Genomic DNA, 14,110 nt, shown 5'->3' on the forward strand with positions numbered 1-14,110 from the left:
GCCCGCCCCCGCGGCCCCCGCCCGCCCCCCCCCCCGCCCGCCCGGGGGGGGGGGGGGGCCCCGGGGCGCGCCCCCCCCCCCCCCCCCCCGGGGGGGGGGGGGGGGGGGGGGCTCACAGGAGCAGCGCGAGCTTCCGGCTCTGCAGGAGGCCGCTGACGATGCCGAGGATGCCCGACTCGACGAACAGCCACGGGATCGCGGTCGCGGCGCCGTAGGCCGTCCATCCCCAGACGAGTACGGCGATGTGGGCCACGCCGGCGAGGAGCCGGATGACGGTGACCGGCCCCTGCTCGTGGTCGGGGTCGGCCTGTCCCGCCCAGAGGATCCACAGCAGGACCAGGAAGCCCGTCAGGCACGCGCCTACGGTCATCGCGGTGGTCCAGGTACCCCCGTCGTTGAGGTACAGCAACGCCGCCACGCCGCAGGCGAGGTGGACGAACCCCCTGCGGGCCGTCCGGATCCAGAGCCGCCGCAGCCGCCGCACCTGCGCCAGCCAGGCCTGCCGCTCGGCCTCGGCCTGCATCGCCTGGAAGTGCTGCGCCACCAGGAAGTCGCGGATGAGTCCGTAGGCGGCCGGTAACCGGTAGTCGTCCATGGGGGGAGGGTAGTGGCCGAACGGTTGTCGCGGAACGGTGTGAGCACACGTGTGCCAGCCGGGCTTGGTCCACCCAAGTCACTTATGGGAAAGGGGGGTTCTGCGGGATCGGGCGGGATCCGACAGTCGACGTCGGCGGGGGCGCCGGTGGCCGGGGGAGCGTCGCGAAGGTGCGCGCTCACCGCTGCCCCGGCCACCGCTGCCCCGGCCACCGCCCCGGCGTCAGGGACCGGCCGCCGCCCCGGCGGGCTGCGCCGGCCCCCGTCGGTCAGCCGCGCACGTGCAGCCCGAAGCCCGTGCGGCCCGCGGGCTCCAGTCCCTCCTTCAGGTGCAGCGAGGGGATCTCGTAGTCGCCGAAGTTCTGGGGCCGGAACGCGATCGGCTCGGTCGACTCCAGCGTGAGCAGACGCCGCTGCCACGCCTCGGCGACGCCCGCGTGGTCCTCGCCGGTCATCCGGTCGGTGCCGTACAGCACGAACGGCGGCAGCACCTCGATGCCCGGGTAGTAGAGGATGCCGTGGTGGAACGGGAACAGCAGGTCCTCGATGGGGCCGTTGATCCCCCGCGAGGCATAGTGCGACTGCGGGCCGCCGACGGTCACCGACAGCAGGGCCCTGCGGCCCGCGAGGGTGCCCTCGCCGAAGCGATCACCGTACCTGGTGTCGCTGTGCTCGCCGACGCCGTACGCGAAGCGGTAGGTGAACACCCGGTCCACCCAGCCCTTGAGGATCGCGGGCATCGTGTACCACCACATCGGGAACTGGAAGATGATCGTGTCGGCCCACAGCAGCTTCTCCTGCTCGGCGCGGACGTCCGGGGTGAGCGTGCCGGCCTCGAAGGCCCGGCCCGAGTCCAGGGCGACCTTCAACGGGCTGGAGGCGGCGGGGCCGTAGTCGGCGGCGTCCACGACCGCCTTCCAGTTCATCGCGTACAGGTCGCTCACCCGCACCTCGTGCCCGGCGCCCTCCAACGTGGACACCGCGAGGTCCTTCAGCGAGCCGTTGAGCGACTTCGGCTCGGGGTGGGCGTGGACGATCAGCGTCTTCACGGGGACTCCTTCGGATCGGATGCCCTCGATCCTGCGCGCCGCGGCGCCCGCCGTTCAGGGGCGCCGCTTCCGTCGGACGGGACTTCCTGGTACCGGCAGGGCCACCCTCACGGGGCATCACCGAGGCGATACTGGGGGGCATGGACGATCTCGCGGGCTTCCTGCGCACCCGGCGTTCGCGCGTCGACCCGGCCGCCGCCGGCATCCCCGTCGACAGCCGCCGCCGGGTCGAGGGCCTGCGCCGCGAGGAGGTCGCGCACCTGTCCGGCGTCAGCGTCGACTACTACGTACGCCTGGAGCAGGGCCGCGCGACCCAGCCCTCCGAGCAGGTCCTCGACGCGCTCGCCCGCGTCCTCGGCCTCGACGGGACCGAACGCGGCCACCTCGACCGGCTCGCCCGCCAGCCCCGCCGCCGCGCGAGGACGCCGGGCGGCAGGGTGCGGCCGGAGCTGCTGCGCGTCCTCGACCTGGTCCCCCACGCACCCGCGCTGATCATGGACCACCGCCTGGACGTGCTCGCCGGCAACCGCCTCGCCGGGCTCCTCCTCGGCCGGCCGATGCCGGGCCTGAACACCGCCCGGCACATCTTCCTGGAGGAGGCCGAACGCGGCCTCTACGCGGACTGGGAGAACTGCACCCTCGACGTGGTCGGGCACCTGCGCCTGGCCGCGGGCAAATACCCCGAGGACCCCCGCCTGGCCTCGCTCATCGGCGAGTTGTCGATGGGCAGCGAGCGCTTCCGCCGCCTCTGGGCCCGCGCGGACGTGCGCGCCCGCACACACGGCCGCAAGGCGTACCGGCACCCGCTGGTCGGACCGCTGGACCTGCACCAGGAGAACTTCGCGCTACCGGACGAATCGGGCATGGAGCTGCTCGTGCTGACCGCGGCCCCCGGCAGCCCCGCCGAGGACGGGCTGCGCCTGCTCGCGGACCTGGGCGCGGCCGGCGGCGACGCGCCGCAACCCACGGTGAACGCCCGGGCCCGCACCCCGGACAGCGTCTAGCCCGACGACGTCCGCCCCCGGCCAAGAACGCCCCGCCGCCGACGGCCCCTCCGGCATGACGGTATTACCGTCTACGGCGCGGCCCGCTTCGGCCCGTACTCCCGGTACGTCGAGGAGGCCGACACCCGCGAGGAGGCCGAGGCGCGGTACGAGGAGATGGTCCGCGAGGCCTGAAGGCCAAGATTCCCTGCGACGATCAAGCAATGGCCTCCTCACCCTTCACCGACCCGGCGTTCTACGCCGACCGCTACCCCGCCTACGCCGCCCTGCGCGCGGCCTCCCCCGTCCTGCGGGTGCCGTGGGACGGCGGCGCCACCGCCGCGACCGTCGTCACCGGGTGGGAGGAGGCGCGGCAGGCGTTCACGGCCCCGCTCTCGAAGGACACCGGCGCCTACTTCGCCGACCGGCCGTCCGGCCGGTCCCTGCACCCGGCCGTCTCCCGCACGATGCTCGCGACCGATCCGCCCGAGCACACCCGGCTCCGGCGGCTGGTGACCAAGGCGTTCACCCCGGCCCGGGTCGACGGCCTGCGCCCCTACATCCGCGAGCTCGCCGAGCAGTTGACCGGGCCGTGGGAGCCCGGCACCGAGGTCGACCTCGTCGAGGAGCTCGCCGGCCCCCTGCCGGTCACCGTCATCTGCCAGCTCCTGGGCGTGCCCGCGGCCGACCGGCCGGCCGTCCGCTCCTGGTCGACCGACCTGTTCGCCACCGGTGACCCCGGACGCGTCGACGCCGCCTCCCACGCTCTGGCCGGCTACCTTGCGCAGCTGATCACGAGCAAGCGCGCCCACCCGGACCACGCGCTGCTCTCCGACCTGATCGCCGTCCACGACGACGACGCGCAACGCCTCGGCGAGGACGAACTGCTCTCCCTGGCCGTGCTGTTGCTGGTCGCCGGCCACGAGACCACCACCGCGGCGATCGGCAACGCCGTCCTGGCCCTGCTCCGCCACCCCGCCGAACTGGAGCACCTGCGCACCGACCCGCGCCGCATCCGGGCCGCCGTCGACGAACTGCTCCGCCACGACTCCCCGGTCAGCATCGCCACCTGGCGATGGGCACCCGAGGAGGTCGAGCTCGGCGGCGCCCGGGTGCCCGCCGGCAGCCCGGTCCTCGTCTGCCCGGGCGCGGCCAACCGCGACCCCGCCCGGTTCCCCGACCCCGACCGGCTCGATCTCGCCCGCGCCGACGCCGCCGCCCACCTCGCCTTCGGCCACGGGATCCACCGCTGCCTCGGCGCCCCGCTGGCCCACGCGGAGATCGAGATCGTGCTGACGGTCCTCCTGGAACGCTTCCCGGGCCTGCGCCTGGCGGCCCCCGCCGACCGGCTCGCCTGGCGGCGCTCCCGGCTGGTCCGCGGCCTGGTCGCCCTGCCGGTGAGCCTGTAGACGCCGCGTACGCTCCCCGTCAGACCCCGGCACCGGCGCCGCTCACGGCGACCGAGAGCCAGTGGTGGGCGATCCCCGGGTTCGGCTCGTCCGCCGCGCCGGACAGCTGGGGGGCGAGCTTCCAGTAGCGCCCGTACACCGGGTCCGCGCTCCGGGTCAGCAGGCCGCCCAGGCGCCGGCGGAAGGCGGGGGCGTCCCGCGTGCCGAGCGCCCCGGCGTAGGCGGCGACGAAGCAGTCGACCGCCCCGGTGCCGGGCGGCCCGCCGCCGCGCAGGTCCGTCGCGGCCAGCGCGTACGCCTCGACCAGGCCGTCGTAGAGCACGTCCGCGCGGTGGGCCTCGCTCAGCAGCGGCGCGGGCCGGTGGCCGGGCAGGAGGGCGTGCAGCCGGGCCAGGGCCAGCACCTGGGCCGGGGACGGGTCCTCGGGCAGCGACGGGACGGCGGCGTCCAGGACGGCGCGCACCAGCCGGGCCGGCAACCGGGCGGGCAGGGCCCGGCGCCAGAACCGCGCCAGCTCCGTCGTGTCGGGCGGCCAGGCGAGGGCCCCGAGCAGGCGCAGCCGCTCGGCGCGCTCCTCGGCGGTGCCGTCCCGCAGCACCCGCAGACAGGCCTGCTGCCAGCGCAACGCGGCCATCCGGTCGGCGAGTTCGCGCAACCGCCCGTCCACGGCGGCCTCCAGCGCGCCGTCCCGCTCCAGGGCCCGGCCCACCTGCGCCACCGGCAGGCCCAGGGCCCGCAGCGACCGGATCCGGCGCAGCCGCTCGATCGCCTCCGGCCCGTACCGGCGGTGCCCGCCGCCGCTGCGCGCCGCCTCGGGCAGCAGCCCGCGGTCGGAGTAGAAGCGGACGGTCTTCACGGTGACGCCCGCGCGGGCGGCGAGGTCGCCGATGCTCAGCATCCCTTCGGATGACACCACTTGAACCTCCCTCAGGGGGACTTCCTACCGTACCCGGGAGCGCGGACGGCAGGTCCGCGCCGGGTGCGCAAGGAGGCGACGATGACGACGTTCGTACTGGTCCCGGGCCCGTTCACCGGGGGCGGGGTGTGGGAGGAAGTGGCGTCCAGGCTGCGGGAGTCGGGCGCCGAGGCCCACCCGGCGGACCTCGCCGGGGACCTCGACGCCGGCCTGGACACCCACATCGGGGACGTGCTCCGCCTGATCGACCGCCTCGACGCGCCCGAGGTGGTGCTGGTCGCCCACGACCTCGCGATCCACACGGCGCTGGGCGCCGCCGACCGGCGCCCGCAGCGGATCGGCCGGATCGTGGCCGTGGACTCGCCCCTGCCCGAGGACGGCGACCTGCCGCTCACCCTGGTGCCCGACGAGCAGGCCCGACAGGACTTGACGACACGTCAGGACGCTTGGCGCGTACCGCCCCCGGCCGGGGACGGCTGGCAGCGCTGGGGCTCCACCGCCGGGCTCACCGCCCCCGCGCTGCAACGGCTGCAGCGCCTCGCCCGGCCCCAGCCCTCCGGCACGCTCACCCACCCGCTGCGGCTCACCGGCGCGGGCGCGGGCCTGCCGCTGACCGGTGTGCTCTGCACCGCCGACCGGCCGGGCATCGCCATGGTCGAGACGCTGGTGCGCTCGGGCCCGGCCCGGTTCCGGGCACTCGCCGACCCCAAGGTGACCTTCTTCGAACTCGACACCGGGCACTGGCCGATGCTCTCCGCGCCCGGCGAACTGGCCGCCGTCCTGCTGCGGGCCGCCGCGGGCGAGGGCCACCGGATCCCGCTCGCGCCGGACGCCGGGCGGCCCGGCCACCTCGCCCCCTTCCCGCTGGACGTCCCCGAGCGGCCCCGCCACCGCATCGGCCGGGTCGACCTCCACCTGCCGGACACCGACCGCCCCGCCCCGGCCGTGCTCCTCGTCCACGGCGGTCCCGTCGCCCCCGACGAGCGGCCCACCCCGCGCGAGTGGCCGGTGTACCTCGGCTACGCCCGCTACGCGGCGGGCCTCGGCGCGGTGGGGGTGACGCTCGACCATCGCCTGCACGACCTCGCGGACTTCCCGCGGGCCGCCGCCGACCTCGCGGAGGCGGTCGCGCTCGTGCGCGCCGACCCGAGGGTGGACGGGGAGCGGATCGCGCTCTGGTTCTTCTCCGCCGGCGCGCTGCTCTCGGCCGAGTGGCTCGCGGCACCACCGCCCTGGCTGCGCTGCCTGGCCATGACCTACCCGGTGCTCGCCCCGCTGCCGGGCTGGGGCGCCGTCGACCCGCGCTTGCGCCCGGCGGCAGCCGTGACCGGCGCCGGGGACCTGCCGATCGTCCTGACCCGGGTGGGCCTGGAGCACGCCCCGATCGCGGCGACGGTCTCGCGCTTCCTGGCCGCCGCCGGCGGCCTCGGCGGCCTCGACGTCATCGACGTCCCGAACGGCCACCACGGCTTCGAGACCGCCGACCCGACGGACGAGTCCCGCGCCGCCGTCCGCCGCGCCATGCACGCGGTCATGGCGCACCTGCACGGCTGAGGGTCCGGCCGCGCCGCGCCGCAGCGCTCCCGGGTCACCCGGCCCGCGGCGGCCGGCGCGTGGCCCGGGGCGGCGGGGCCGGTGGTCGGCGGGGCGTCCGGGGGCCGGTTCGCACGGGGCCGGCTTCTGCGGGGCCTGCGTCGTCCGGCGCGCGGCCGGTGCTCCGCCGGGGCGGCGGACGGTTTGCACGGTAACCACCGAGGGAGCCCCCGGAACTGGCGTTCGAGGCTCCCGGCGCCCCAGAATCTCCGAATCACCCGCCCCGGACGGACAGTCGCGGCGGGCGCTCGGAGAACGGAAAGAGGTGCCCAGGTGGGCGAGGACCGGTTGATCGCCGGCCGGTACCGGCTGCTGGAACGGATCGGCAGCGGCGGCATGGGCACCGTGTGGCGCGCCGAGGACGAACTGCTGGGCCGCGACGTGGCCGTGAAGGAACTGCGGATCCGCCCGGAGCTGTCGCCCGAGGAGACGGCCACCCTGCTGGAGCGCACCCGCCGCGAGGCCCGCAGCGCCGCCCGGATCAACCAGCGCAACGTCGTCGTGGTGCACGACGTCGTGGAGGACCAGGGCCTGCCCTGCGTGATCATGGAGTACGTCCCCTCCCGCACCCTCGGCGAACACCTCGCCGAGAACGGACCGCTGTCCGCGACCGAGGCCGCCCGGATCGGCCGCGAGATCCTGGCCGCCCTGCGCGCCGCCCACGCCGCCGGCGTCGTGCACCGCGACGTCAAACCCGGCAACGTCCTGCTCGCGCTCGACGGCCGGGTCGTGCTGACGGACTTCGGCATCGCCAGCATCGCCGGCACCACCACCCTGACCAGGACCGGCGAACTGGTGGGCTCCGTCGACTACCTGGCCCCGGAACTGGTCCGCGGCGGGACCCCGAGCCCCGCCTCCGACCTGTGGGCGCTGGGCATCACCCTCTACCAGACCGTGGAGGGGCTGCCGCCGTTCCGCAGGGCGACCGCCATCGAGACCGCCATGGCCATCGCCGCCGAGGCACCGGAGCCGCCGCTGCGCGCAGGTCCCCTCGTGCCGCTGATCGGGTCGCTGCTGGAGAAGGACCCGCACGAGCGGCCGTCCGCCGAGACGGCGGAGCTGCTGCTCGACGACACCGCGCAGCGGCAGGCGGCGCCGGGCGACGGCGCCGGTCCCGCCCACGGCCTGGACCAGGGCCGGGGCCACGGCCGGGACCTGGCCGTCAGGGCCGGCACGGCCCCCGTCCCCGCCGCGGCCGGTGGTGACGCGCACCCCGTGGCGCAGCCGTCCGGCCCCCCTCCCGCGCCCGGCGGGGACCACCTGCCCGCCACCGCCGCGTCCCTCCCCACCGCCCTCCCCGCGACGCGGCCCGCCCGCCGCCGGACCGCCCTGCGCTGGAGCGTCGCCGCCGCCGTGGTGACGGCCGCCGCGACCGCAGGCGTCCTCGCCCTGGACCCCGTCCTGCACCCCCGCGAGCACGAGGCGCGGGCCGAACCGGCGCCGTCCCCCGCGACGTCGTCCCCGGCGGCCACCACCGGCGCGCCGCCCACGGGCCCGGCCATGTCGTCCCCCACCGGCCCGGTGGCCGCCCCCTCCGGGTTCAGCATCCGCCGGGACCCTGCCGGCTTCTCGCTGGCCGTCCCCGACGGCTGGGTACGCAGCACCGACGCCGCCGGCCGGGTCTTCTACCTCTCGCCGGACCGCGCCTTCCGGATCGGCATCCACCCCACCACCCCGAGCGGCCAGGGCGTGCTGGCCGACCTGCGCAAGCAGGACGCCGCCGGCCCGCGCACCAACCCCGGCTACCGCGGCGGCAGCGTCCAGCCCACCGTCTTCCACGGCACCGCCGACGCCGCCCTGTGGCTGTGGACCTGGAACGGCTACCCGGAGGACGGCTTCGGCGCCCGCCGGGTGCAGGACATCTCCTGGACGGAGCAGGGCCGCTGCTACGACTTCTGGGTCTCCGCGCCGACCGGCCGCCTCGACGAGGCCGATCACCACTTCCAGGTCGTGTCGGCCACCTTCCGGGTCGGCTGACGGCCCGGGGCCTCCTCCCCGACGGTGGGCGCCACCACCTGACGCGGAATCGGAGCGTCTACGGAGTTTGCCGAACCCATCAGATCGGCATGTTCATGACGTCGCAGTTCGGCGACATCACCAGTCGATCGGGGGAGTGACGCTCGATGACCATCGCGCGCAGATCGGTCCTCAAAGGCTCGTCAGCGGCCGGCGCCGCACTCATCGCGGGCGCCGCGCCCGCCCGGGCCGACGGACCCGAACCGGATACCGCGCCCGACACCGGCCCCCTGCTCCGGACCACACCGCACCGGCTCGGCGCCCCCAGCGTCACCGGACTGCACCTGCAGTTCGGCACCGACGCCTCCTGCGAGATGGTCGTCTCCTGGATCACCCCGCAGTCGGTACGCCGCCCGCACGTGCGCCTCGGCTCACCGTCCGGCGGCCTCGGACGGACGGTGGAGGCCGAGACCCGCACCTACCGCGACGCGCTCTCCAAGGACGAGGTGTACGTCCACCACGCCCGGCTGACCGGACTGCGCCCGGCCACCACCTACCTCTACGCGGCCGGCCACGACGGGGCCGGCCCCGAGACGGGCTCCTTCACCACCGCCCCCCGCGGCCGGGCCCCCTTCACCTTCACCAGCTTCGGCGACCAGGCCGCCCCCAACCTCCGCCGCAAGGTCACCTTCCCCGACGGCTTCCCCGGACCGCTCGGCAAGTACCCGGTGTTCACCAGCAGCCAGGTCGGCACCCCGCACTCCGCCGACATCGTCGCCGCCGTCGAACGGGTCGCCCCCCTGTTCAACCTGGTCAACGGCGACCTCTGCTACGCCTCCTACAGCGGCCGCCACGGCCAGAGCCGCACCGCCACCTGGGCGGACTGGTTCATCAGCAACAGCCGCTCCACCCGGCTGCGCCCCTGGATGCCCTGCGTCGGCAACCACGAGAACGAGGGCGGCAACGGCCCGCTCGGTGCCCTCGGCTACCAGGCCTACTTCACCCTGCCCGACTCCGCCGCCTCCCGGGACGAGGAGACCCGGGGCATGTGGTACGCCTTCACGGTCGGCTCGGTGCGCGTCATCAGCCTCGCCAACGACGACGTGGCGATCCAGAACAGCGGCGACACCTACCTGCGCGGCTTCTCCGGTGGAGCCCAGCAGCGCTGGCTGGAACGGGAGTTGAGGGCGGCGCGCGGCAGCCGGGCGATCGACTGGATCGTGGTCTGCATGCACCAGCCGATGATCTCCAGCTCCCGGCGCGGCAGCGGCAGCGACCTCGGCATCCGCGAGGCCTGGGGTCCGTTGTTCGACGCCTACGGGGTCGACCTGGTGCTCAGCGGCCACGAGCACTACTACGAGCGCTCCCACCCCGTCCGCGGCACCCTGCCCAACGACACCCGCACCCCGGTGCCCACCGCCACCCGCACGGACCTGGTCGACACCGGCCGCGGCACCGTCCACATGATCATCGGCGCGGGCGGCAACGCCGCCACCACCCAGGACGACCTGTTCGACCGGCCCCAGGGTCGCGTCGTCGTCGCCCTGGAGGACGCGCCCCGCCCGCCCGCGCCCTACCGGCAGTCGATCTGGCTCACCGAGGACGCCCCCTGGGCCGCCGTCCAGGACCGCGAGAACACCCACGGCTTCGCCGCCTTCGACGTCGACCCCGGCGACCGCCGCGGCGGCCGCACCCGCATGCGGGTCACCTACTACACCTTCGACGGCCCCCACGGCGACCTCACCCCGGTCGACACCTTCACCCTGGAACGCAACCGCTCCGACACCCGCGACTGACACCACACCCGGCCCGGCCGGCCCGCCCGGCGGGCGCGTCGGCCGCGGCGGCGTCAAGACGGCTGGACGAGGCGGTTCTCGTAGGCGAAGACCACGGCCTGGATCCGGTCGCGGAGTTCGAGCTTGTGCAGGATCCGCCCCAGATGGGACTTCACGGTCGCCTCCGCGAGGTACAGGGTGGCCGCGATCTCCGTGTTGGACAGGCCACGGCCCACCTGGACGAGCACCTCGCGTTCACGGGCGCTGAGCCGCTCCAGCCGCTCGTCGCGCCCCGCGCCGCCACTGCCGGGGATGTGCGGGCGGAAGTCCTCCAGCAGGCGCCAGGTGACCCGCGGGGAGAGCACCGCGTCACCCGCCGCGACACTGCGGATCGCCGCGAGCAACTCCTCGGGCCTGGTGTTCTTCAGCAGGAACCCCGACGCCCCGGCACTCAGCCCGGCGAAGGCGTACTCGTCCAGGTCGAAGGTGGTGAGGATCAGCACCCTGCTGTGGGGGGAGACCTCGACGACCTGCCGGGTCGCCTCGATCCCGTCCATCCCGGGCATCCGCACGTCCATGAGGACGACGTCGGGGCGCAACTCCCGCGCCAGGCACACGGCCTGGGCACCATCCCCGGCCTCGCCGACCGGCGCCATGTCGGGCTGGGCCTCCAGGACCGTGCCGAAGGCCATCCGCAGCAGCGCCTCGTCGTCGACGATCAGGATACGGATCGTCACGCGGACACCGCCCCGCCGCCGAGGAGGAGCCGGGTACGCACCACCCAGCCGCCGCCCGGGAGCGGCCCGGCCTCCAACGTCCCCCCGTACGCCGCCGAACGCTCACGCATGCCCGGGATGCCGTGCCCGGACGACACGGCCGCGGGAGGCGGCGGGACGGGACCGCTGTCGGTGACGTCCACGCCCACGGCCCCGGCCGAGCACCGGATCCGGACCTCCGCGCGGGTGCCGGCGGGCGTGTGCTTGAGAGTGTTGGTCAAGGCCTCCTGCACCAGCCGGTAGACGGTGAGCTGCGCGGTGGCCGGCACGTGGGCGTGAGCGCCGTGGACCTCCAGACGGGTCGCCAGCCCGGCGGCGCCCATCTGCTCGGCGAGGGCCTCCAACTGCGCGATACCGGGCAACGGGTGGCGCCGCGCGTCCGGCTCGTCCGTCCGCAGGACGCCCAAGGAGCGCCGCATGTCGGTCAGGGCCTGCCGGCCCGTCTCGGAGATCTGCACCATCGCGGCGGTGGCCCGCTCGGGCGAGCGGTGCTGCGCGTAGAGGGCGGCATCGGTGAGCGCCACCATCACGGACAGGTTGTGGGTGACGATGTCGTGCATCTCCCGGGTGATCCGCGCCCGCTCCTCGGCGACGGCCAGCCGCGCCTGCTGCTCCTGCTCCCGTTCCAGGCGCGCGGCCCGTTCCTCCAGGGCCGCGAGATAGGCGCGCGTGGTCCGCACGTTCACCCCCAGGACGGCGGCGGCGACGGTCATCGCGCTCGCCGCGACGAAGGGGGTCAGGAACGCGCCCTGCGCCGTCCAGCGCAGACAGGCCAGCAGCACCCCCGCCTCCACCACGGCACCCGCGACGAGCGCGCCGCGCCGGCCCGAGTGCGCGGCCACCGTGTAGAGGGCCACCAACAGGGCGATGTCCGCCGGCAGTTGAACGCCCACCAGCCACTGGACGAAGGCCGCCGCCGCCACGACGCCGAACACCGCGAGCGGGGCCCGGCGCCGCCACAGCAGGGGCAGCGCGAGAGCGGCGGTGAGCGCCACGGCCACCGCCGGCTCCTGCGGCGCGTACGTCGTCACGACGTTGAGGAGGAGCAGCGCCGCCAGCAGCGAGTCCCCCACCACGGGCGGCAGCCGGGAGGCCCGGCGCCCGGCGGCGGCCACCGCCCGCGCCGCCCGTACCCGTGCCCGCGCCTGTGTCCGGTCCCGCGCCGCCCGGTGCAGCCGGTGGTCATGGCCGGGTCGCGCGGCCGCCTCGGTCGTCACACGTCGTCCCTGTTCGGTTCGGCATCATCACGGCGGCCCCGGCCGGGGCCACCACCGCGTACGCACGGCCGGACCCGGATCGCCCGGGCGGGCCCGTACCGCGGCCCTGTCACGGTAGGCCGCCGGCCCCGCGGAGCGCATGAGCCCACCGTCGGACTCGCGCCGCACCGGGATACGACCGCAGGAGGAGCCCCGCCACCTCCCGTGGTCGCACAACGGCCACCGATCCGGCCCGCCCCGTTGCGACCCCGGTCGCACCGGACCCGCCGCGGAGGGCGACCCCGGTCGCACCCGACGGCGACCCCGGGCCGATGTGGCCGCCCCCACCCGGCGCCGACCATGGCCGGGTGACCGAGACCATCACGGGACCGCACATGTCCCCCCTGGAAATACTCACCCTGCTGGGCGCCGTCGCCCTGGTGGCGGCCCGCTGGCTGCCTCCCGCAGCCCGCCCACGCGTCACGATCGCGGCGGGGGCGGTCCTCGTGCCGTCCGTGATCGCGCTGGCCGTGACGGGCATCCGCTGGCAGATGCTGCCGGTCCTGGCGGGCGCCGCCCTCGCCGCCCCGTTCGCCCTCTCCCCGCTGCTGCGCCACCGCACCGGCCGGCCGGCGTGGCGGGCCCGCCGGTGGCTGGCACTGCCGGCGACGGCGGCCTGCGCCGGCCTGATCGCCACGGGCCCGGCCGCCGCCTGGGCCTTCCCCGTCCCCGAATTCCCCGAGCCGTCGGGCGAGTTCGCGGTCGGCACCCGCGTCGTGCAGTGGACCGACCCGCAGCGCCCCGAGACCTTCACCGCCGACCCGAACGACCCGCGCACCGTCGTGGTCCAGCTCTGGTACCCCGCGCAGGAGAGCCCCGCGGGCACACGGCGGGCCCAGTACCTCGGACGTACGGAGGACGAGGCGCGCACCGTCGCCGACGCCCTCGCCCACCAGGTCGGCCTGCCGGGCTTCCTGATCGACGGCCTCCCGCACGCCCGCAGCCGCGCGGTCTTCGACGCCCCGGTGGCCGGCGGCGGCGAACGCTTCCCCGTCGTGCTGTTCTCCCCCGGGTCGGGCGGGGTGCGCACCCAGAACACCGCCTGGGCGGAGGAACTCGCCAGCCACGGCTACGTCGTCGCCGCCCTCGACCACCCGTACGACTCCGCCGCCGTCCTCCTCGCCGACGGCCGGACCGTCACCACCGCGACCGCCTCCTCCGGCGACCGGGACAAGGACGACGAACTGGCGGCCGGCTGGACGACGGTGCGCGCCGCCGACCTGCGCTTCGTCCTCACCCGGCTGGACGGCCTGGACCGGGGCGAGAGCGCCGACCCGCTGACCGGACGCCTGGACACCGCCCGCTCCGCCGTGACCGGCCACTCCATGGGCGGCGCCGCCGCCCTGCAGGCCGCCCGGCAGGACCACCGTTTCGCCGCCGTCATCGACCTCGACGGCTACCCCCACGGCCCCACCACACCCGCCCTCGACCGCCCGGCGCTCGCGCTCACCCAGGACATCACCCCGGCGACCGACCCGCGCTACCCGCCCCGCCTCACCGAGGCGCTCGACTCCACCACCGCGACCGGCTACCGGCTCACCATCCCCGGCGCCGCCCACCTCACCTTCATGGACGGCCCCCTCTACCTGCCGCCCGTACCCTCGATCGTCGGCTCCCTCGGCCGTACCGAGAGCCCCCGCGTCGTCGCCGCGGCCACCCTCGCCTTCCTGGACGCCGTCCTGCGGGACAGCCCCGGCGACCCGGCCGGCGCCCTACGGGCCCACGGCGACCTCACCGTCCACCACCCGGGCTGACCGGGGCCCGGCCCTCCCTCCGGCGGCACCGCCCGCTCGGAGGAGAGGG

Annotated in this window: 11 protein-coding genes; 6 read left to right on the forward strand and 5 right to left on the reverse strand. The window is 75.9% G+C overall.

The annotated features are described in order from the left end of the window. Positions 1 to 112: 112 nt before the first annotated feature. Both ACWEQL_RS25445 and ACWEQL_RS25450 read right to left on the reverse strand, forming a co-directional pair. On the reverse strand, positions 113 to 595 hold the full coding sequence (locus ACWEQL_RS25445; protein WP_452152627.1) for a hypothetical protein: 483 nt from the start codon (positions 593 to 595) through the stop codon (positions 113 to 115). A gap of 268 nt (positions 596 to 863) precedes the next feature. Beyond that, positions 864 to 1,643 (reverse strand): NAD(P)H-dependent oxidoreductase, encoded by a 780-nt coding sequence (locus ACWEQL_RS25450; RefSeq protein ID WP_452152628.1) that lies wholly within the window; start codon positions 1,641 to 1,643, stop codon positions 864 to 866. A gap of 140 nt (positions 1,644 to 1,783) precedes the next feature. Here ACWEQL_RS25450 and ACWEQL_RS25455 point away from each other — a divergent pair, with 140 nt between their 5' ends. Both ACWEQL_RS25455 and ACWEQL_RS25460 read left to right on the forward strand, forming a co-directional pair. Beyond that, entirely contained in the window at positions 1,784 to 2,647 is an 864-nt protein-coding gene (locus ACWEQL_RS25455; protein ID WP_452152629.1) for a helix-turn-helix transcriptional regulator, read from the forward strand. A 203-nt stretch (positions 2,648 to 2,850) separates the two neighbouring features. Then, positions 2,851 to 4,035 carry a cytochrome P450 family protein gene (locus ACWEQL_RS25460; RefSeq protein ID WP_452152630.1) on the forward strand — a complete coding sequence of 395 codons (1,185 nt, stop codon included), beginning with the start codon at positions 2,851 to 2,853 and terminating at the stop codon, positions 4,033 to 4,035. Positions 4,036 to 4,054: 19 nt separating this feature from the next. On the opposite strand, the gene ACWEQL_RS25465 is transcribed toward ACWEQL_RS25460, so the two are convergent. Next, complete coding sequence (locus ACWEQL_RS25465; protein ID WP_452152631.1) at positions 4,055 to 4,951, reverse strand: helix-turn-helix domain-containing protein; 897 nt, start codon at positions 4,949 to 4,951, stop codon at positions 4,055 to 4,057. A gap of 81 nt (positions 4,952 to 5,032) precedes the next feature. Between ACWEQL_RS25465 and ACWEQL_RS25470 the strand changes: the two genes are divergently transcribed. The 3 genes from ACWEQL_RS25470 (at position 5,033) to ACWEQL_RS25480 (ending at position 10,296) form a co-directional block, all read left to right on the forward strand. After that, positions 5,033 to 6,505, forward strand: coding sequence for an alpha/beta hydrolase (locus ACWEQL_RS25470; protein ID WP_452152632.1), 1,473 nt, complete (start codon positions 5,033 to 5,035; stop codon positions 6,503 to 6,505). Between the two features lie 312 nt (positions 6,506 to 6,817). Then, entirely contained in the window at positions 6,818 to 8,521 is a 1,704-nt protein-coding gene (locus tag ACWEQL_RS25475; protein WP_452152633.1) for a protein kinase domain-containing protein, read from the forward strand. Positions 8,522 to 8,667: 146 nt separating this feature from the next. Next, positions 8,668 to 10,296, forward strand: coding sequence for a purple acid phosphatase family protein (locus ACWEQL_RS25480; RefSeq protein WP_452152634.1), 1,629 nt, complete (start codon positions 8,668 to 8,670; stop codon positions 10,294 to 10,296). 53 nt (positions 10,297 to 10,349) lie between these two features. Here ACWEQL_RS25480 and ACWEQL_RS25485 read toward each other — a convergent pair whose 3' ends face one another. Beyond that, positions 10,350 to 11,012 (reverse strand): response regulator, encoded by a 663-nt coding sequence (locus ACWEQL_RS25485; protein ID WP_452152635.1) that lies wholly within the window; start codon positions 11,010 to 11,012, stop codon positions 10,350 to 10,352. Next, complete coding sequence (locus ACWEQL_RS25490; RefSeq protein WP_452152636.1) at positions 11,009 to 12,268, reverse strand: sensor histidine kinase; 1,260 nt, start codon at positions 12,266 to 12,268, stop codon at positions 11,009 to 11,011. The genes ACWEQL_RS25485 and ACWEQL_RS25490 overlap by 4 nt, the downstream gene beginning before the upstream one ends. Positions 12,269 to 12,615: 347 nt before the next feature. Between ACWEQL_RS25490 and ACWEQL_RS25495 the strand changes: the two genes are divergently transcribed. Then, positions 12,616 to 14,061, forward strand: a complete 1,446-nt coding sequence (locus ACWEQL_RS25495; RefSeq protein ID WP_452152637.1) for an alpha/beta hydrolase family protein — start codon at positions 12,616 to 12,618, stop codon at positions 14,059 to 14,061. Positions 14,062 to 14,110: the final 49 nt, after the last annotated feature.

It is taken from the genome of Kitasatospora sp. NPDC004240, assembly GCF_053603215.1.